The 21561-nt window shown below is 72.1% G+C and carries 8 protein-coding genes; all 8 read left to right on the top strand.

Translation table 11 applies throughout. The annotated features are described in order from the left end of the window. The first annotated feature begins 132 nt into the window (after window positions 1-132). Window positions 133-6210, top strand: coding sequence for an Ig-like domain-containing protein (locus tag LUM46_RS25020; protein ID WP_274997816.1), 6078 nt, complete (start codon window positions 133-135; stop codon window positions 6208-6210). Window positions 6211-6424: 214 nt separating this feature from the next. After that, window positions 6425-12472, top strand: a complete 6048-nt coding sequence (locus LUM46_RS25025; protein ID WP_274997817.1) for an Ig-like domain-containing protein — start codon at window positions 6425-6427, stop codon at window positions 12470-12472. Between the two features lie 103 nt (window positions 12473-12575). After that, on the top strand, window positions 12576-13550 hold the full coding sequence (locus LUM46_RS25030; RefSeq protein WP_274997818.1) for an AAA family ATPase: 975 nt from the start codon (window positions 12576-12578) through the stop codon (window positions 13548-13550). Further along, window positions 13547-14866: a DUF58 domain-containing protein gene (locus LUM46_RS25035; protein WP_274997819.1), complete on the top strand. Its 1320-nt coding sequence runs from the start codon at window positions 13547-13549 to the stop codon at window positions 14864-14866. Before LUM46_RS25030 ends, LUM46_RS25035 begins: the two co-directional genes overlap by 4 nt. Next, window positions 14863-17337: a transglutaminase TgpA family protein gene (locus LUM46_RS25040; RefSeq protein ID WP_274997821.1), complete on the top strand. Its 2475-nt coding sequence runs from the start codon at window positions 14863-14865 to the stop codon at window positions 17335-17337. The genes LUM46_RS25035 and LUM46_RS25040 overlap by 4 nt, the downstream gene beginning before the upstream one ends. Then, window positions 17334-18842, top strand: coding sequence for an RDD family protein (locus LUM46_RS25045; protein WP_274997822.1), 1509 nt, complete (start codon window positions 17334-17336; stop codon window positions 18840-18842). The genes LUM46_RS25040 and LUM46_RS25045 overlap by 4 nt, the downstream gene beginning before the upstream one ends. Then, on the top strand, window positions 18839-19645 hold the full coding sequence (locus LUM46_RS25050) for a PP2C family protein-serine/threonine phosphatase (RefSeq protein ID WP_274997823.1): 807 nt from the start codon (window positions 18839-18841) through the stop codon (window positions 19643-19645). Before LUM46_RS25045 ends, LUM46_RS25050 begins: the two co-directional genes overlap by 4 nt. A 109-nt stretch (window positions 19646-19754) precedes the next feature. After that, entirely contained in the window at window positions 19755-21530 is a 1776-nt protein-coding gene (locus LUM46_RS25055; RefSeq protein ID WP_274997824.1) for an FHA domain-containing protein, read from the top strand. Window positions 21531-21561 lie beyond the last annotated feature (31 nt).

Raw genomic sequence — 21561 nt, forward strand, 5'->3', positions numbered from 1 at the left:
TCGCGCCGCCTCTCATCCGTCCGGGGTCCCACCTCTCAGACGACCGCGAGTATCGCGGGACCTCGTGTGCATCTCGGCCACCCCGGCCAGCGGACGGTTGGCTACGATGCAGCCTGACGAGGGAGCGGTGTGGTGGCGGATGACGTAGCGGCCGAGGGCAGGCGCGGGGCAACACCTGGCCTGCTGGTGTCCTGGTTCCTGGTGACCCTGTTCGTCGGCGCGCTGGTGGCCCTCGCCGTCCTGCAGGACGGCGAGGCCACGGCGGACCTCGATCTCAACGACTCCGGCGTCTGGGTCACGCAGACCGCGTCGGGCAAGCTGGGCCGCTTCAACGACGAGGCCCAGGCACTGGACAGCACGCTCCTCGCCGGATCGTCGACGTTCGACGTGCAGCAGGACGAGTACCGCGTGCTCCTGACCGACGAGGGTGCGTCCTCGGCGAGCCCGGTCGACCCCGCCCAGCTGGCACTGTCGGGACCCGTCCAGGCTCCCCGCGGCGCCCTGGTCGCGTCGGGCGGCCCGACGACGGCGATCCTGGACCCGGAGGACGGCCGCCTGTGGGTGCTGCCGTTCGACGGTGTGACCGCCTTCGACGAGGAAGAGCTCGATCCGACGGCGGAGCTCGGCGCGGGCGGACGGCTCACCGTCGCGACGGACGGGACCGTGTTCGCCGCGGTCCCGTCGCACCGGACGCTGTACCGGGTCGAGACGGGCACGCAGGGCGCGCCCGGCGAGGTCACCGAGAGCGATCTCCCGGTCACCGACGATGCGGAGCTGGAGCTCACCGCCGTGGGCGACGACCCGGTCGTCCTGGACCGGACCGCGTCCACGCTGGTCCTGCCCGATGGCGACGTCATCGACCTGCCCGGCGGTGCCGAGGCCCGGCTGCAGCAGCCGTCCGACGCGAGGCGTTCGGTCGTCGTCGGTACACCGAAGGGTCTGGTCACGCAGCCGCTGGGCGGTGGTGAGGCGACGACGCGCGTCGCCGAGGGCGTGCCCGCGGCCCCGGTCCAGGTGGGCGTCTGCACGTTCGGCGCCTGGTCGGGCACCGGCCAGGTGGTGCGGGACTGCCCCGGTGCGGACCGCGACGTGGACGAGCACCTGGAGGGTGCGGAAGGCGAGCTCGCCTACCGGGTGAACCGCGACGTCGTGGTGCTGAACGATGTCTCGGCGGGCACCCTGTGGATGGCGGCGGAGGAGTTCGAGAAGGTCGACGACTGGGACCTCACGATGCCCGAGAACTCCGAGGGCGAGAAGACCGAGATCGAGACCGATACGCCCGAGCTCGTGGACCAGTTCGTGGCCGAGCGGGACAGGCCCAACCGGCCGCCCACGCCGGCGAACGACGACATCGGTGTGCGCGCCGGCCGCACCACCGTGCTGAACGTGCTGGGCAACGACACCGACCCCGACGGCGACGTGCTGACGGCATCGGTGGCGCCGCCCGCAGAGAGCGACGAGATCACCGTCCACCGGGTGCTCGACGGACTGGCGCTCCAGGCGGACGTGCCCGCGGAGGCATCGGGCTCGGTCACCCTCGCCTACACGGTCGACGACGGGCGCGGTGGCACCGCCACGGCGAAGGTGCGGGTCCGCGTGGTGCCGGCGGACTCGAACGAGGTGCCGGCGCCCGCGGGCGAGCCGGTGCTCCGGGTGGCGCAGGGCGGCGCATCGACGATCAAGGTGCTGCCGTACTGGCGGGACCCCGACGGCGACGACCTCGTGCTGTCGAGCGCGGTCACCAGCGACGCCGCGGACGAGATCCGGTTCCGTCCGGACGGCACCGTCGAGTTCCGCGACGGTGGCAGCACGACGGGTCGCAAGCTCGTCGACCTCACCGTCAGTGACAGCGGCGGGCTGGTGGGCGAGGGCCGGCTCCTGGTCGACGTGGTTGCTTCGGACCAGCCGCCGGTCGCCGTCGGCGACCACATCGCGGTCCCCGCCGGGCAGCCGGTGACGGTGCGTCCCCTGACGAACGACACGGACCCGAACGGTGACCAGCTCCGCCTGGTCGACGTCACCGAGCAGGCCCCGGCGACGATCACGCCGAACTTCCCCGCCGGCTCGTTCCGTTTCGTGAGCCAGGACCCGGGCAGCTACGACATCACCTACCAGGTCAGCGACGGCCCGAACGCCACGCTGGGCCTGGTCCGGGTGGACGTGCTGCCTCCACCGCAGCAGGACGGCACGCCCGTGACGGTGACGGACACGGTGCTGCTGCCGGCCGGCGGCACCGTGCTGGTGGACGCCCTGGCGAACGACACGGACCCGGCCGGCGGCGTGCTCGTCGTACAGTCCGTGACCGTGCCCGACGGTGCCCCCGTCACCGCGGCCGTGCTGGACCACCACGTGCTGCGGATCACCGAGACCAAGCGTCCCGAGGGGCCGGTCACCATCGAGTACACGGCGGCGAACGGCACGGGCACCGCCGTCGGACAGGTACGGGTGGTGCCTGTGCCGGCCGCGACGGAGCTACGGCCGCCGGAAGCGGCGGCGGACGAGGCGACCGTGCACGCGGGCGACGTGGTCTCCGTGCCGGTGCTGCGGAACGACTCCCACCCGGACGGGCTGGAGCTCGCGCTCGCCGAGGACCTGGTGGAGCAGCCCGAGGCAGGGGAGGCGTTCGTCTCCGAGGACACGGTGCGCTTCAAGGCCGGCCCGGACCAGAGCGGCACCGTCCACCTGGTCTACGAGGTCACCGACCCCAACGGCCAGAAGGACTCCGCCCAGGTCACGGTGACGGTCGTGGACGACGGCGAGAACGCCGCCCCGCAGCCGCCCGACGTCACGGCGCGGGTGCTGGCCGGGGCGAGCACCCGGGTCAGCCTGCCGCTGGAGGGCAGCGATCCCGACGGCGACCACGTGCGGCTCGAGGCGATCACCTCCCCGCCGGTACGGGGCACGGTCGACATCGTGGACGGGCACCTGGAGTACACGGCGTCGGCGAACGCCGCGGGGGAGGACCGGCTCAGCTACTCGGTCACCGACACGCGCGGCGCCACCGCCACCGGGACGGTCCGGGTAGGGGTCGCGACCCCGCCGGAGGTCAACCAGCCCCCGCTCGCGGTGGACGACGAGGTGTCGGTGCGCCCGGACCGCACCGTCGGCATCGACGCCCTGGCGAACGACTCCGACCTGAACGGCGACCAGGTGGGCCTGGTCCCGAAGTCGTTCGACGGTGCGCCGGAGCTGGAGCCGGCGGTCGCGGACGACCTCGTGGTCGTCACGGCGCCCGGCGACGAGGGCGCGCACACCTTCTACTACGGCATCGAGGACTCGTTCGCGGCGCGGGCCACCGGAGCGATCACCGTCGACGTCGCCCGGGACGCCCCGCTGCTGCGCCCGGTCGCCCGGGACGACGCCGTCGCCCCGGAGGACGTCACGTCGTCCACGGTGACCGTGGACGTGACGGGCAACGACCTCGACCCGGACGGGCTCGCCGCCGACCTGGAGGTCACCGTGCCGGGCCAGGGACCCGACGGTGCCACCGTGACCGACGACGGCGACGTGGCCGTGCCGCTCACGGGCGTGCCGCAGGTCATCACGTACGAGGTCACCGACCCTGATGGACTCACGGGCCGGGCGTTCCTGCGGGTGCCCCGGGACGGCACGCTGCCCCGGCTGCGCGAGGACCTGGAGCCGGTCGAGGTGACCGCGGGCGAGGCCACCCCGCTGGACCTCACCGAGTACGTCGTGGTGGCCGAGGGTCGCACACCGCGGCTCACGGACGAGGCGAAGGTCTCCGCCACCGAGGGTGCCCACGAGGTCACCGGGCCGGCTGCCGTCACCTACACCGCGTACGAGGACCACTCCGGCCCGGCGGCGCTGAGCTTCGAGATCACCGACGGCGCGGGCGCCGACGACCCGGAGGGGCGCACCGCCGTCCTGAGCCTGCCGCTCACCGTGCTGCCCGGCGAGAACCAGCCGCCTGAGATCAGCGGCACACCTGCGCTGGAGGCCGCGGCCGGCGAGGAGACGGCGCTCGACCTGGCCCGCTTCGTCACCGACCCGGAGGACGACCCGCTGACGGTGACCGTCGAGGGCGGCGCGGACGGGCTGAGCATCGCCACCGAGGGCACGACCGTGCTGGTCACGGCGGCGCCGGACATACCGAGAGGCGCCAGCAGCACCGTCGGCTTCACGGTGTCCGACGGTGGGCACCCGCCCGTCGCCGGGCAGCTCACGATCACCGCGGTGGCCTCGACACGCCCGCTCGCACGCGCCACCACGGACGAGGTGCCGGACGCCCACCAGGGCGAGCCGGTCACCGTGGACGTCCTGGAGAACGACGTCAACCCGTTCCCCCAGGAGCCGCTGGAGCTCGTCTCGGCGCAGCTCGAGTCCGGCCGTGGAACCGTCGAGATGGCCGGGGACGGCGTCGTCGTCACCCCGCCCGCCGACTTCCACGGTGTGACCGTGGTGCGTTACCGGATCGCCGATGCCACGGGCGACGTCACCCGGGAGGCCGAGGGCACCGCCCGCGTGACCGTGCTCGGCGCGCCACGGACACCGCGCCCGCCGGTGGTCGAGGAGGTGCGGTCCGAGACCGTGGTGCTGAGCTGGGACCCGCCGTCCGACAACGGCGCCGAGATCACCGGGTACCGCGTGCGGTCCAGCAGGGGCGGAGTCACGCCGTGCCCCACCACGACCTGCTCCATCACAGGCCTGACGAACAACCAGGTCTACACGTTCACGGTGACCGCGGAGAACGAGGTGGGCACCTCGGACGAGTCGGGCTCCTCCGAGGAGGCACGACCCGACGAGAAGCCGGACCCGCCGGCGCCGCCGACCCTGCGTTTCGGCGCCGAGCAGCTCACGGTGACCTGGAAGAACCGGGCGTACACCGACCGCTCGCCGATCGAGTGCGTCAACCTCGAGATCAGCCCTGCGCCGCCGTCGGGCCGCATCCAGAAGACCTGCCTCGACGGCACGCGGACCGTCTGGCAGGGGCTGCGGAACGGTACCGCGTACACGGTGCGGGTCCAGGCGCGCAACGCGGCCCCCGACCCGTCGGCGTGGTCCGACCCGTCGGCCCCGGAGACGCCCGCGGCGCCGCCCGCGAAGCCGTCGGCACCGACGGCGACGCGCGTGAACACGGCCGTGGGTGGGCAGATCACCGTCAGCTGGGCGGCGCCGGCCACCAACGGCGCTCCCATCGACCGGTACTACCTGAGCGTGTACCGCAACGGGACCAAGGAGCGGACGATGACGGTGGCCGGGACCTCGCAGAAGCTGCAGGACCTCGACCAGCGGTCCGCCTACCGGTTCGCCGTGGTCGCCGAGAACAAGGCGGGACGGTCGCCGGTGAGCGGCCGCTCCGCCGCCCTGGAGCCGTACGGCACGCCGGTGGTGCCGGGCACCCCGAAGGCCGCGCTGATCAAGGGGGACACCAACGGCAAGGCACGTGTCTCCTGGCGAGAGATCAACGACTTCCGGGGCAACGGCCCGTACTACCAGGTGCGGGCGGACGGTTCGGCGGCGAAGCGCGCGTCCGGCTCGCCGTTCGACTTCACCAACCTGGCCAACGGCCGTGACCACACCTTCGAGGTGCGCGCCTGCAACAGCTTCGCCTGCTCCGGCTGGACCGCTCGCTCGAACGCCGTGAACCCGTACACCGTCCCCGGCCGGCCCACCGTCGAGTGGTTCCGGGACCGCACGGACGACGGCTACTTCGCACTGCGCCGGGCGAGCTACAACGGGGGCCGGGACATCACGAGGACCGAGTGGGTGATGAGCGGCGACCGCACGTCGAGCGGGGAGACGACCAACGTGCAGCGGCGCCTGGGCGTCCCGACCGAGCCGAACAAGAGCTACACGGTCAAGGCCCGGAGCTGCAACGTGGCCGGGTGCGGGGCCTGGGCCCAGGATTCGGGCAGCACCGGCAGCAGCGTCACCAACCGCACGCTGCGCACGCTCAAGGGCAGCAGCGCCGGCGGCGGCAAGAACTACCTCAGGTTCGTGGTGCGTGGCGGCGAGCCCGACATCTCGTTCTGGGCCCAGTGCTATGCCGACGGTGAGCCGTTCTACCCCACGACGTTCGGCGACGACGGCAAGCGGCACTGGATCGCCGACGACCGGCACGGCAACCGCCTGCGGCTGGACGGCGACGGCAACCTCGACGTGGACATGCCCTGCACCTGGGGCCGGTCGGGTTCGCAGGTCTGGGTCCAGACCGGCTCGTGGGGCAACGCGACCCGGGTGACGTGGTGACGTGGCGCTCGGACCTGACGGGCGGCGTCGCAGCACGCTGACTTTCCGTGACGCCTACCAGACAGACTCCTACAATTTGGGCGTTCGCCATGGGTAGTCCTGCCCACCGAAAGTCCACGACCATTCACCCTTCGCCCCGGTAAGGTGCTCCCGTTGCGCCTGTGTGTGCTGTCCGGGTGAGCAGACTTCGGTGGAGTAATGATGAGGAGGACGCATGAGCTTTGTCTCACGCGTGTACGAGAATCGCCGGTCAGCGGCATCGGCCGGAGCGGTGGCTCTCTTCGGTGCGGGCCTGGTCGCCTTCGCATTCCTCTACGAGGGTGAGGCGACGGCGGACGTCGAGCTGAACGACTCCGGGGTCTGGGTGACCCAGACGGCGTCGGGGCAGCTCGGACGGTTCAACTACGAGGCCAAGGCCCTGGACGGCACTCTGCTGGCCAACTCCGCCAACTTCGACGTCGAGCAGGACGCGCAGCGGGTGCTCCTGGACGACATCGGCGGCTCCGCCGCCAGCCCGGTCAACCCCGCGCTGCTCGCGTTGTCCGGCACGATGAAGTTCCCGGCGGGAGCGCAGGTCGCCGCCGGCGGCTCCGCCACCGGTGTGTACGACGGCGAGACGGGCCGGCTCTGGGTGCTGCCCTTCGACGGCGCGACCGGCTTCGACGAGGAGAAGCTCAAGCCGCAGCTGAAGGCCGGCACGAACGGCGAGCTCACGGTGAGCAACGAGGGCACGGTGTTCCTCGCGGTGCCGTCCGACGGCACGCTGTACACGGTCCCGACCAGCACGCAGGGCGTCGCCGAGGAGCCCGAGAAGTCCGACCTGCCGGTGGAGGCGGACGCCGAGGTCCAGGTCTCCGCGGTGGGCGACGAACCGGTGGTGCTGGACGAGTCGACCGGCAACCTGGTTCTGCCGGGCGGTGACACGGCCACGGTGGAGGATGGCGCGCAGGGCGCGCTGCAGCAGCCGTCCGACGCGGCCGACAACGTGGTGCTGGCGACGAAGAAGGGCCTGGTCACCCAGCCGCTCGGTGGTGGTGACGCGACGACGCGCACCGCGGCCGGTGCCGCCACCGGTGAGCCGTCGGCCCCCGTGCAGCTGGGCGGCTGTGCCTACGGGGCCTGGTCGGTCTCGGGCCAGGTCGTGCGTGACTGCCCGGGCCCTGACAACGACGTCGACCAGGTCCTGGAGGGTGTGGACTCCTCCGCCAGGCTGGTCTACCGGGTGAACCGGAATGTCATCGTGCTGAACGACGTCGCGGACGGCTCCCTGTGGATGGCCGCCGACGAGTTCGAGAAGGTCGATGACTGGGACCTGAAGATGCCCGAGGACGCCAAGGGCGAGAAGACCGAGTCCGAGGAAGCGACCCCCGAGCAGGTCGACCAGTTCGTGGCCGACCGGACCAAGGCGAACCGTCCGCCGGAGCCGAAGGCGGACACGTTCGGCGTGCGCCCGGGCCGGACCACGGTGCTGAACGTGCTGGGCAACGACATGGACCCGGACGGCGACGTCATGACGGTGCGGGCCCTGTCCGACCCGGAGGGCGCCATCAGCGTGGACCGTGTGCTGGACGGCGCGGCGCTGCAGGCGAACGTGCCGGCCGACGCCACGGGCACCACCACCTTCGACTACGAGGTCGACGACGGCCGCGAGAACGGCACCGCGGCCGAGTCCGTCACGGTCAAGGTGGTACCGATGGAGGAGAACAACCCGCCGGAGCAGTCGGGTGAGCCGGTGCTGCAGGTAGGCCAGGAGGGCCTGGCGAGCATCAAGGTGCTGCCGTACTTCAAGGATCCTGACGGCGACGACCTGTTCCTCTCCAACGCGAGCACCGCCGACCCCCTCGACGAGGTGCGGTTCCGGCCGGACGGCACCATCGAGTTCCGGGACGGCGGCACGGCCATCGGCCGCAAGAACGTGGACGTCACGGTGTCGGACTCCGAGGGTCTGCCGGTGGAGGGCAAGCTCATCGTCAACGTGGTGGCGAGCAACGCGCCGCCGGTCGCCGTGCAGGACCACGCCACGGTGCTCACCGGAGAGCCGATCACCATCAGCCCGTTGAAGAACGACCACGACCCGAACGGCGACGAGCTGCGCCTGACGCGGGTGGACGGGCCGGAGTCCGTCACGATCTCCCCGAACCAGACGGCGGGCACGTTCAAGTTCCAGAGTGATGAGCCGGGCTCGTACGACGCCACCTACCAGGTCAGCGACGGCCCCAACCCGGTGACGGGTCTGGTGCGCGTGGACGTCGTCGACCCGCCGGAAGGCGCGGGCGCCCCGGTGGCGGTGTCCGACCAGGTGCTCCTGCCGACGGGTGGCACCGCGCTGGTCGACGTCCTGGCGAACGACACCGACCCGGCGGGCGGCGTGCTGGTGGTGCAGGGCGTGACCGTCCCGTCGGACGCGCCGGTGAAGGTCGCCGTGCTCAACCACCAGATCCTCAAGATCTCGGAGGTCAAGCGCCTCGACGAGCCGGTGCTCATCGACTACAAGGTCGCGAACGGCACGGGCGCGGTCAACGGACAGGTACGCGTGGTGCCGATCCCGGCGTCGGCGCAGCTGCGGCCCCCGGAGGCCGGGCCCGACATGGCCACCGTGCACACCGGCGACATCGTGACGATCCCGGTGCTCAAGAACGACTCCCACCCGGACGGGCTGGAGCTCACGCTCAACGACGAGCTCCAGGAGGCGCCGCCGGCGTCGGCGGGCGAGGCGTTCGTCTCGGAGGACGACGTGCGCTTCCGCGCGGGCAGCGAGGCGGGCACGGTGCACGCCATCTACGAGGTGGTGGACGGCAACGGGCAGAAGGACTCCGCGCAGGTCACCATCAACGTGGTGGACGGCAAGGAGAACGGGGCGCCCGCCCTGCCCGACATCGAGGCGCGCGTCCTCAGCGACGGCATCGTCCGCATCCCCCTCCCGCTGGACGGTACCGACCCCGACGGGGACTACGTGACGCTGAGCTCGATCTCGGAGGCGCCGGCCAAGGGCACCGCCACCATCGTGGACGGTTTCATCGACTACCAGGCCGCCGAGGACGAGACGGGTCTCGACCAGTTCACCTACCAGGCGATCGACACGCGTGGCGCACCCGCCGAGGGCGTCGTCCGCGTGGGTATCGCGACGAAGCCGGCGAGCAACCAGGCACCGCAGGCCGCCGACGACGAGACGACGGTCCGGCCGGGCCGTACGGTGGCCGTCGCGGCCCTGGACAACGACTCCGACCCCGACGGCGACGAGATCGGCCTGGTGGCCAAGAGCTTCGAGGGCACAGAGGACATGAAGCCCCGGGCCGTGGAGGACGACGTCGTGGTCACGGCACCGAACGACGAGGGGGCGTACTCCTTCTTCTACGGCATCCAGGACAGCTACAAGGCCAAGGCCTCCGGCGCCATCACCGTCAACTCGGACAAGGACGCGCCGCTGCTGCGCCCCATCGCGCACGACGACGTGGTGACGGCCGACAACGTCGAAGGCTCTGCCAGCGTGACGGTGAACGTCCTGGAGAACGACGTCGACCCGGACGGCGTCGCGGCCGACCTCGAGGTCTCGGTGGACGAGGGCCTGGAAGGTGTCACGGTCACCGAGTCGGGCGCGGTCGAGGTGCAGCTCACCGAGAGCGCGCGCGTCATCACGTACACGGTCACCGACATGGACGGGCTGGAGGCCAAGGCCTTCGTCCGTGTACCGGGCGACCAGTCGCGGCCGCACGTGAAGCCGGGCCTGGGCCCGCTGCAGGCCGTGAGCGGCGAGCCGCTGACCATCGAGCTCGACAAGTACGTGGTGGTCCGCGAGGGCCGTGAGCCGCGTATCACCGAGGACGGTACGGTCAAGGCCCTGGAGGGCCAGGCCCGGATCGTCGATGCCCACACCCTCGAGTACACGTCGGCCGAGGACTTCGCCGGCGCGGCATCGGTCAGCTTCGAGGTGACCGACGGCTCCGGGCCGGACGACGCCGAGGGCCTGACCGCGGTGCTGACCCTGCCGATCGACGTGACCCCCTCGAAGAACCTGCCGCCGGAGATCACGGGCACCCCGGTGCTCGAGGTGGCGGCCGGCGACGCGAGCTCCGTCGACCTCAGCCGCTATGTCAAGGACCCGGACAAGGACGACCTGACGTTCGACGTCAAGGGCGCTGCGGGCATCGTTCCCTCGGTCTCCGGCGCCACGGTGTCCGCGGACGTGGAACCGTCGGTCCCCAAGGGCACGGCCCAGGAGCTGCCGCTCACGGTCTCCGACGGCAACAACCCGCCGGTGAGCGGGACCCTCACGGTGCAGGTCGTCAAGTCGACCAGGCCGCTGGCCCAGACCACACCGGACGAGGTGCCGGACGCCCACCAGGGCAGGGCGGTCTCGGTCCCGGTGCTCGCCAACGACACCAACCCGTTCCCGGAGGACCCGCTCGAGGTGGTCGGTGCCGCCGGTGAGACCGGCCGGGGCGAGGTGTCCTTCAGCGACAGCGAGGTGGTGATCACCCCGGACGCCGAGTTCCACGGCGTCATGACCGTGCGCTACACGGTCCAGGACGCCACGGAGGACCGGGACCGGCAGGTCGACGGCATCGTGAAGCTGACGGTGCTGGGTGCCCCGGAGGCGCCACGAGCTCCGCGCGTCGAGGAGGTCCGCTCCGAGACGGTGGTGCTGAGCTGGGACCAGCCGAACAACAACGGCGCCGACATCACGGGCTACACCCTGCGGACGAGCACCGGGCAGGAGCAGGCGTGCGCCACGACCACCTGCACGTTCGGCGGGCTCAAGAACAACGTGAAGTACACGTTCACGGTGGTCGCGACGAACGAGGTGGGTGACTCGGACCCGTCGCCGGCGTCGCGCGAGGCGCGCCCGGACGAGAAGCCGGACAAGCCGGCGGCACCGACGCTCGAGTTCGGCGACAGCGAGCTCACCGTCAGCTGGAAGAACCAGGCCTACACGGACCGGTCGCCGATCGAGTGCGTGAACCTGGAGATCAGCCCGCCCCCGACCAACGGCGTGACCCAGAAGACGTGTGTCAGCGGTAGCTCGACCGTCTGGTCCGGGCTGCAGAACGGCACCGCCTACACGGTGAGCGTCCAGGCCAAGAACGCCGCCCCCGACCCGTCGGACTGGTCCGACCCGTCGGCGCCCGAGACGCCGGCCGCGCCGCCGGCGCAGCCGGCGGCGCCGGCCGCGAAGCGCGTGGACACCGGGGCCGGTGGCCAGATCGACGTGTCGTGGACCGCCCCGGCCAACAACGGCGACCCGGTCAAGACGTACTACCTCGACGTCTACCAGGACGGCAGCAAGACCAAGTCGCTCACCGTGGCCGGCGGCACGTCGCAGCGGGTGCAGCAGCTGAACCCGGAGTCCTCCTACACGTTCACGGTGCAGGCCGAGAACAAGGCGGGCAAGTCCCCGGTCAGCGCGCAGTCCGCCGCCGAGCCGGCGTACGGCGTACCGCTCGTCCCGAGCGGCGTGCAGGCCAGCAACCCGAGGGACCGCGCGGCCGACGTGCGCTGGAACGCCATCTCGAGCTCGGACTTCCGCGGCCCAGGGCACCGGTACGAGGTGCAGGCCAACGGCGCGAACGGCAGGCCGGTCGGCGACACCACGTCGTACGCGTTCCCCAACCTCAGCAACGGGACGTCGTACACCTTCCAGGTGCGCGCCTGCAACCAGTACGTCTGCTCCAACTGGTCCGCCTCGTCGAACCCCGTGACGCCCTACGGCCCGGTGCCGAAGCCGACCATCAGCGCCGTCGGTGGTGACCAGAAGGTGACTTTCACCTGGAACGGCCGGGCGACCAACGGACGGCCCATCGCGTCGGTCCGGGTCACCGGGGCGATCAGCAGCTCCGCCGCGAGCGGTACGGAGAGCGCGTCGGCCGGCTACAGCGACCTCAAGGAGGCATGTGTCGAGGTCACCGACACCGAGGGGCAGAAGAACTCCAGCTGCGACAGCGCGAGGTCGGACGTGCGTCCCGACCCGAAGGCGTTCGTCACCCGTGGCTCGAGCGTCAACACCGGTGACTGCAACACTCCGGCGTGCGCCTACTTCGTGGTCAACTGGTCCGACTTCAGCACGGGAGACCACTTCGTGGAGTGCTGGTCCGGTACCAACCCGGCTGAGTCGGGCTGGCACAACATCGTCGGGAACGGCCGCGGCACCACCCGTAACTTCGGGTCATCGAGCGGCCGAATGCAGCTGACCTGCTACTACGGATACGCGAACACCGACGTGGCCGTCCGGATCGACGGCAAGCTGTACGAAGCACGGAACTGGTAGTGCGGTCGTGACCGGGTCGCCGCGCCATCGGCGGCCGGTCACGCCATCATCAACACGACTTCACCCGACGAACGAGCAGTAACGAGCAGTAGGGAAACACGAGATGACCACGATGACCCCCGAGCAGGCGGCCTGGTTCGCCCAGACCTTCGACCGGCTCGTCGGTAACGTCGGCCAGGCGGTCCTGGGCAAGGCGCCGGTGATACGCCTGGCGCTCACCTGCATGCTCGCCGAGGGCCACCTGCTGCTGGAGGACGCGCCCGGTACCGGTAAGACCATGCTCGCGCGCTCGATCGCGGCGTCGGTCCAGGGCACGCACAACCGCATCCAGTTCACGCCCGACCTGCTGCCGTCCGACGTCACCGGTGTGACGATCTACGACCAGAACACCGGCAAGTTCGACTTCCACCCCGGTCCGATCTTCAACTCGATCGTGCTCGCGGACGAGATCAACCGCGCCTCGCCGAAGACGCAGTCCGCCCTCCTGGAGGTCATGGAGGAGGGGCGGGTCACCGTCGACGGTGTCGCGCACGGGACCGGCCGCCCGTTCATGGTGCTCGCCACCCAGAACCCGATCGAGCAGGCCGGTACCTACCGCCTGCCCGAGGCGCAGCTCGACCGTTTCCTCATGAAGACGTCCGTGGGCTACCCGGACCACGCGTCGACGGTCGAGATCCTCTCGGGTGCCTCGGTCAAGGACCGCAGCCTGGCGCTGCAGCCGATCATCACCACCAAGGCCGTCACGGAGATGGCCGACCTGGCCATGACCGTGCACACCGACACCGCGGTGCTGGAGTACGTCAGCAAGCTCAGCGAGGAGACCCGCAACGCCGCCGAGGTGCGGGTCGGCGTCTCGGTCCGTGGTGCGCTGGCCCTGGTCCGCTGCTCCAAGGTGTGGGCGGCGGCGCACGGCCGCAACTACGTGCTCCCCGACGACATCAAGGAGCTGGCCCAGCCCGTCTGGGGCCACCGCTTCGTGCTGGACCCGGAGGCCGAGTTCGCCGGCTCCCGCCCCGACGTCATCCTGGCCCGGATCATGGCCGACGTCGCGGCTCCGCAGGAGCGGGCCTCGGCATGACCGCGTCGGGCATCGCGTACGGGAAGCGGCAGGAGAAGCCCCGCGGTCTCGGCGGAGTCGTCGCCGCGGGGCGCACGCAGGTGCAGCGTGGCCGCCGCGGCCTGGTGACCCTGACCGCCGCCGTCCGTTCCCGGACGGCGGCGGTCGGTCGCGTGCTGGATCCGGTGCGCCGCACGTTCAGCACGTTCGGCATAGCGGTGACGCTGACGGCTGCCGGCGCCTGGGCGGCAGGGCTCGTGCTCGGCTGGCTCGAGGTGCTGGTCGCGGCGATCGTCCTCACCGTCACGCTCGTGTGCGCCATCGTGTTCGTGCTCGGCCGGTTCAAGTACGACGTGGTGCTCGACCTGGCCCAGGCGCGGGTGACGGTCGGCGACCGCGCCGTCGGGCGCCTCGACGTGCGCAACGCGTCGAGCCGCCCGCTGCTCCCGTCGGTGATGGAGCTCCCGGTGGGTAGCGGCACCGCCGCGTTCCCGGTGCCGCGCCTGCGCGGCGGCGACGCCCACGAGGAGATCTTCACCATCCCGACCCGGCGCCGCAGCGTGATCACCGTGGGCCCGGTCAAGTCCGTGCGCGCCGACCCGCTGGGGCTCCTGCGCCGCGAGATGACGTGGACAGGAGAGCAGGAGGTCTTCGTGCACCCGCGCGTCAAGAACCTCACCGGCTCGTCGACGGGCTTCCTCAAGGACCTCGAGGGGCGCGTCACCAACGACATCACGAGCTCGGACGTGAACTTCCACGCCCTGCGCGACTACGTGCCCGGCGACGACCGGCGGCACATCCACTGGAAGACGACCGCCCGCACCGGCCAGCTGATGGTGCGCCAGTTCGAGGAGACCCGGCGTTCGCACCTCGCGGTGCTGCTGTCCACGCGCGCCGAGGACTACGCGAACGACGAGGAGTTCGAGCTCGCCGTGAGCGTGTGCGGCTCCCTCGGCCTGCAGGCCATCAAGGAGGACCGGGGCGTCACGGTGCTCGTCAACGAGGCCACGCTGCGCGGCGACCACCGCACCCGCCTGATGGACGACCTGTCCCGGATCGAGCTCGAGTCCCGCAGGTCCAAGCTGGTGGACCTGGCCCGTTCGGCCGCCATGGCCGCCGCCGACTTCTCGGTGATCGCGTTCGTCATCGGCAGCCGGGTCACGCCCACGGAACTGCGCTCGGCGTCGGCCCGCGTCCCCGCGGGGGTGCAGGTCATGGCCATCCAGTGCGTGCCGGGCGCATCGCTCGGCCGGCACGCGATCGCGGAGCTCGGCGTGCTCACGCTGGGCCGCCTGGCCGACCTGCCCCTTGCCCTGAAGAAGATGAGCGACGGATGAGCGACGAGAACACCCGCGGGAACGTACCGGTCGGCGCGGGCTCCGGCCCGGGCCGACCGTCGTCCCGCACCCGCGGCACCCGCACCGGGTACGGCACCGGTACGGGCCGGGGCACCACGCGCCGCAAGGACGCCGAGCGCCCCCGGGCGCTGACCTGGTTCGCCCTGGTCGACGTCGCCGCGCTGGGCGTGATGCTCGGCGCCGTCGCGATCGGCTTCGGGCCCGTCTGGGGCTCGCTGGGGTACCTGCTGCCCACGGTCGGTGGCGCCGTCGTCGGCCTGCTGGTGGCCTGGGTCGGCGCCTGGCGGCGCTTCCCCGCCGTGACGGTGACGGCTCTCGCGGTGCTGGGCTACCTCGTGTTCGGTGGCGCGCTCGCGCTGCCGCACACCACCATCGCCGGCGTCGTACCCACCCTCGACACGTTGCGCGAGCTGCTGCTCGGCTCGGTGGAGGGCTGGAAGCAGTTCGTCACCACCGTGCCGCCCATGCGGTCGTTCCCCGACCTCGCCGTCGTGCCCTACCTGCTCATGCTGCTCGTGGCGCTGGTCGCGGGCACCATCTCGTGGCGTGCGAAGCACGCGGTCTGGGCCGTCCTGCCGGTCATCGCCGGCCTGGTCGGCGTGATCCTGCTGGGCACGGTCGACGCCGCGTTCCCGGTGGTCCAGGGCCTCGTGATCGCCATCGTCGCTCTGCTCTGGGGCGCGGTCCGCGTCATGGAGGCGCGCGTCGGCACGCACTCGATCAGCACGGAGTCCAGCCGCGAGGCCACCCGCCGGCTGCGCTGGTACCGCATCCGCACGGGCGCCACCATCCTCGGTGTCGCCGCGCTGGCCGCCGGTTTCACGGCGCCGATCATCATGCCGGAGCAGCCGCGCACGGTCCTGCGCGAGACGATCGTGCCGCCGCTGGACATCCACCATTTCACGAGCCCGCTCGTGGCGTTCCGGCACTACGCGAAGGACGCGCGCGAGGAAGAGCTGTTCACCGTCAGCGAGCTGCCCGAGGGCAGCCGCATCCGGCTCGCGACGCTCGACCGGTACGACGGCGTGGTCTACGACGCGTCGGGCGACGGCGGTGACACCGGGTTCTACACGCGCGTCGGCGAGGAGATCGCGACGTCCGACGACGGCACGCCGACGCCGATCGAGGTCACCGTCGCGGCCTACTCGGGCGTCTGGGTGCCCGAGATCGGGGACCTGACCGGTGTGCGCTGGTCCGGCCCGAACAGCGAGGCCCAGACGGACGGCACCTACTACAACTCGACCACCAGCACGGCGATCACCACGGCCGGTGTCCAGCCGGGGGACACGTACACGCTGAACACGCTGGTGGAGGAGGAGCCCGACGAGGCGACCCTGAAGAAGAGCGAGATCGACCTCGACGCGGACCTGCCCGAGACCGATCAGAGCTCGCTCCCGCCCGGTCTGCCGTCCAAGGCGGCACAGTTCGTGGGTGAGGAGACCGACCCCGCGACCAAGCTGTTCCAGATCCGGGACCTCCTGCAGCAGTCGGGTGTGCTGTCCAGCGGGCTCGACGGCGAGGTGCCGTCCCGCCCGGGCCACTCCGCGGAGCGCATCGACACGCTCGTCGCCGAGGAGAAGATGGTCGGCGACGACGAGCAGTTCGCTGTCGCGCTCGCCCTCATGGCCCGGCAGGCCGGTATCCCGGCCCGCGTCGTCATGGGCTTCTACCCGGACAAGACGAGCACGTACGAGGAGGGCGAGCCCTGGACGGTGCTCGGCAGCGACGTGCACGCCTGGATCGAGGTGCCGTTCGAGGAGTACGGCTGGGTGCCGGTCGACGCCGTCCCGGAGGAGAAGCCGCAGATCCAGCCCGAGCCCAAGAGCAAGACGGAGCCGAAGCCGCCGGTGCTGCAGGAACCGGAGCCGCCGGAGGAGCCGGACAAGGCGAAGGCCGGCAGCGTCGAGGACGACGAGAAGGAAGAGGCGGAGAACGACCTCTTCGACTGGGGCCTGCTCGGCGTGATCCTGCTGGCGGTCGGTATCCCGCTCCTGCTGATCGCCGGCCCGATCCTGGCGATCCTGGCGTACAAGGCCCGGCGCAGGGCGGCGCGCCGCAGCGCTGACCAGCTCGCCGACCGGGTCAGCGGCGGCTGGCACGAGGTCGTCGACGTCGTGACCGACCTGGGGACGATGGTGCCGCGCGGGGCGACGAGGCGCGAGAGCGCCGGGGTGATCGCCGGGGCGCACCAGGTTCCGTCGACCCTCATGCTCGCGCACCGTGCCGACGCGACGGTCTTCGGGCGGGAAGAACCCACCCCGGCCGACGTCGAGGCGTTCTGGGTCGAGGTGGACGAGCTCGTGGGCGGGCTACGCTCCACCGTGAGCACCCGACGGAGGGTGCGGGCAGCGTTGTCGCTCCGCTCCGTCTGGGCACGAATCGGTGGTCGCCGCGGGATCCTCGCGGCACTCGGGGGACTCGGGTCCCGTCGGACGAAGGAGAGTCGATGACGGACGTGGTCTGCGCTGGATGCGGGTCCGCACAGGATGGCAGCGTGCCGTACTGCGGCGTGTGCGGACGCCCGTTCCCACGTACCCAGGCAGGTGACGTAGGCACCACGGTGCCGGAGTCGCTCTCGCACACCCGGGTGGGAGTCTCGGCGGTGCAGCCGGTCCCCGTGGTGTACGCGGGCACCGGGCGCCGGTTCCTGGCGGCGCTCGTGGACGGCGCGGTCATCGGGGTGGTGGCCTGGATCGTCCTGATGATCGGGCTCGCCACCGCCGGGGGCACCGGCACCCTGCTGATGTCCCCGGACGTCATCGTGTCGAGGATGCTGGTGCCGCAGCTGATCAGCAGCGTGCTCGTGCTGGGCTACTGGCTGGGCGTCTCCGCGTGGGAGGGCAGGACCGGCAAGACGGTGGGCAACCTCGTCTGCAAGATCCGCACGGTCGACGTCGTCGCGCACGACCCGATCGGGTTCGGCCGGGCGTTCGTGCGCTGGCTCATCGTGGGTCTCGGGTCGCTGGTGTGCCTGGTCGGCCAGATCCTCGTGCTCGTGTCCCCGGCGTTCGACGGCGGTGGCAAGCGGCAGGGCTGGCACGACAAGGTCGGCCGCGCCGTGGTGCTCATGGCGTCCGACGTGGCGGGTGCGCCGGCGAGCCCCGCAGCCGGCACCGCCGCGAAGGCCCCCGCCGGCACGTCGCAGGTGTGGACCGCCGCCGGCAACGGCGCCCAGGCCCCTGCCCAGGCCCCGGCGCAGCAGGCCCAGCCCACCGCGGCGGCCCCGGCGCGGGACCCGTGGGACTTCCCCGACTCCTCCGCGCCGACCGGCGGCGCTGTGATCACGGGGATCCCGGGCCAGGCCCCGAGCACCTCCACGGCGGCGCTGCCCCCGCAGGAGGAGCCGGCGACGGTTCGCCGGCCGCACCCGGGGTCCGGTGGCACGCCGCACCCGGCCCAGGCCTCGCAGCAGCCGGTCCAGCAGGCGCAGCCGGTGGCCCCCGCGGCGCCGGTGCAGCAGCCGGTCCAGCCGGACCTCACGCAGCGTGCCCCGATGCCGGCCGCGCCGCAGCCCCAGCCGGTGCAGCAGGCGCCGCAGCCAGAGCCGGAGCAGCGGGACTCGGCGCCCATCGACATGACGCGCACGCACATGAGCCGCCCGATGTCGCCGGCCCCGGTGGCGACGGTGGTCCTGGAGGTCGAGAACGGCGAGCGCCACGTCGTCGACACCAAGGCGCTCGTCGGCCGCAACCCGCAGGCACCGGACACGTCCGGATGGATCCTCATCAAGGTGGAGGACCCCACCCGCTCGGTGTCGAAGACGCACGCCGAGCTCGGCGTGGACACCGCGGGCCTGTGGCTGACCGACCGCGGTTCCACCAACGGCACGGTGGTCTCGGCACCGGGCCTGCCGCCGCGCGTCGCGGAGCCGGGCGCCCGGGTCCGCGTGCCGGTGGGTTCGACGATCCACGTGGGTGACCGCCGCGTCATCGTGCACCCGCAGGCGTCCGCATGAGCGACGAGGCACTGACGCTCGCGTGGGGGGCCGCCTCCGACCGTGGGCTGCGCCGCCAGCTCAACGAGGACGGCTACTTCGCCGGGGGCGGCGCGTTCTTCGTGGCTGACGGCATGGGTGGGCACGCGGCAGGGGAGGTGGCCAGCGCCACCGCGCTGGACGCGCTGCGTCCGTTGTCGGACATCGAGCGCGTGGAGCCGCACCACGTGGAGGCGCTGCTGGAGACCGCGCAGGAACAGGTCCGGGCCATCGACACCTCCGGCCTGGGCCGGGGTGCGGGCACCACGCTCACCGGCGCCGTGGTCGCGTACCTCGACGACGCCCCGTACTGGCTCTTCGTGAACGTGGGGGACTCGCGCACGTACCTGCTCTCCAGCGGGGTGCTGGACCAGGTGAGCGTGGACCACTCGGAGGTCCAGGAGATGGTCGACGCCGGTACGCTGACCGCCGAGGAGGCACGGAACCATCCGCGCCGACACGTGATCACGCGGGCACTGGGCGGGCGGGACGAGGCGCGGGCTGACTTCCGGTACATCCCGATCGGCGCGCACGACCGGATCCTGATCTGCTCGGACGGGCTGACGGGCGAGCTGACCGACGCGCAGATCACCGAGATCATGCTGGGCCACCCCGACCCGCAGGTGGCGGCGGGCCGGCTGGTCGAGGCAGCGATCGCCGCGGGCGGCCGGGACAACATCACGGTCATCGTCGTGGACGCGACGGGCGTGGCGCACGAGACGGCGGGGACGAGCACCTCGCCGCGCGGCGGGTTCGCGGACGAGGACACGTTGCCGCGTGACTGACCGGGTCGGGTCTGGAACGGCGCCGCGGGAACCGGGCGCGGTCAATAGAGTCTGACGCGGGGTTGTGGCAGGGGCGGGACACGAGCAGAGCAACACACAGGAGGCGACCATGAGCACCTCGGACGCTGGACAGCGCACCGGGATCCGGTACACGACGGGGAAGGCACGCGTCATCGTGCGTGGCGACGCCGTCGTCGTGCTCCCCGGTGAGGGGACCGCGGCGGACGGGGCCGATCCGGCGGCGGGGCTCTGGGCAGACCTCGCGGTGCCCGGCGCCGGGGTCGCGGAGGTCCTGGGTACCCTGACGACGTCCGCGGTGGGTGGCCTCAAGGGTGTCCCGCCGTTCGCGGTGGTGGTGCTGACGGGAGCGGGTACCGGCGAGCCCGCGAGCGCGCACGTCGTGGCGCGCGGTGACGGGCTGACGGTCACCATCGAGACCGGCGACGACTCCCAGACCGTGTCCGGCGCCGGCGTGATCTCGTGGACCGAGCGGGTCGTCGAGGGTGTGACCGCCGTCGAGGTGGCGACAGGGGTGTCCGGCTTCGGCAGCTTCGCGGACGGCCTCCCCCTCGAGTCCGGTGTGGTCCTGGCGGGCGTGGTGCGCCACCAGGTGGTCGAGCCCGCGTCCTCCCCGGTCGAGCACGTGCCTTCGCTGGACGCGCCGACGTCCTCGCTGGTCGACGCGGTGCCCTCTCCGGTCGAACCGGCGCCGTCGCTGGTCGAGCCGGTCGAGGCCGCCGAGCCCTCCGTCCCGACCGGCGGTTCCTCGGTCTCCGCCCCGCCCGTGGAGGTCGAGGGCTCGACCGCCGGGACCACCGTCGAGGCCGGGTCCGAGACCATCGCGCCGATGGGCACCGTGACGATGGTCCCGGCGTCCGAGGAGACCATCACGCCGGCCGAGGACAACGGCGGTGAGACGCCGACGCCGGCATCCGCGGCGGAGCCTGCCGAGGACGAGGGCCCGGACGAGGACGACTACATGCACCTGTGGGGGGCCACCGTCGCCCACGGTGTCGAGGCCGCCGCGGTGCGGCCGGAGAGTGCGGAGGAGGGCGAGGACGAGGCCCCGGCGCCGAGCGTCGCGCCGCCGCCTCCGCCGTCGCCGGCCCCGCCCGCACCGGCACCCGCTCCCGCGGCGTCCGACCCGGTCGATACCGGCGCGGACGGCATGATCTCCGGTGTCCCGATCTCCGGGGTGCCCGGCTGGTCCGGTGCCACGCCCGCCGCCGCGCACCGTGCGGCCGCCGTGGCCGCGGACGCCGCGGCGGAGGCGGACGCGGCCGACGACGACCACGACGGCCACACCGTGATGTCGTCGGCGATCGCCGACCTGAAGGCCGCCGCGTCGTCGCCGTCGGCACCGAAGTTCTCCGTGCCCGCCAACCCGAACGCGCCGAAGATCCTCGCGGTGACGTGCGAGAACGGCCACCCCAACCCCACCGCCCGCGAGAACTGCCGGGAGTGCGGCAGCGCGCTGTCGGCGGAGGCCGAGCTCGCTCCGCGCCCGCCGCTGGGCCGCATGGTCGTGACCTCCGGGGCCGCCACGGGCGGTGCGACGGGGGTCCGCGGTGGCCAGGTGGTCGAGCTGGACCGTCCGGTGATCGTGGGCCGTCGGCCCCGCACCAACAACACGTCGGCCGACCAGATGCCGCGCCTCGTCACGGTGTCCAGCCCGCAGCAGGACATCTCGCGGTCCCACACCGAGATCTCGCTCGAGGACTGGCACGTGCTCGTGACAGATCTGGCCACCACGAACGGGACCACGCTGCTGCGGCCGGGCCAGCCTCCGCGCCGCCTGCACCCGAACGAGAAGGAGCTCGTGTCCGACGGCGACGTCGTCGACCTGGGTGACGGTGTGACCCTGACGTTCGAGGGCATCTGGTGAGGTTCCCGACAAGCTCGACCGCCGACGAAGG

It is taken from the genome of Promicromonospora iranensis (genome assembly GCF_028994805.1).
Lineage (GTDB): Bacteria > Actinomycetota > Actinomycetes > Actinomycetales > Cellulomonadaceae > Promicromonospora > Promicromonospora iranensis.

Bases quoted from the DNA above. Each gene is read 5' to 3' on its own strand.
- LUM46_RS25025 (WP_274997817.1), top strand. From the start codon at position 6,425: ATGAGCTTTGTCTCACGCGTGTACGAGAATCGCCGGTCAGCGGCATCG.
- LUM46_RS25030 (WP_274997818.1), top strand. From the start codon at position 12,576: ATGACCACGATGACCCCCGAGCAGGCGGCCTGGTTCGCCCAGACCTTC.
- LUM46_RS25035 (WP_274997819.1), top strand. From the start codon at position 13,547: ATGACCGCGTCGGGCATCGCGTACGGGAAGCGGCAGGAGAAGCCCCGC.
- LUM46_RS25040 (WP_274997821.1), top strand. From the start codon at position 14,863: ATGAGCGACGAGAACACCCGCGGGAACGTACCGGTCGGCGCGGGCTCC.
- LUM46_RS25045 (WP_274997822.1), top strand. From the start codon at position 17,334: ATGACGGACGTGGTCTGCGCTGGATGCGGGTCCGCACAGGATGGCAGC.
- LUM46_RS25050 (WP_274997823.1), top strand. From the start codon at position 18,839: ATGAGCGACGAGGCACTGACGCTCGCGTGGGGGGCCGCCTCCGACCGT.
- LUM46_RS25055 (WP_274997824.1), top strand. From the start codon at position 19,755: ATGAGCACCTCGGACGCTGGACAGCGCACCGGGATCCGGTACACGACG.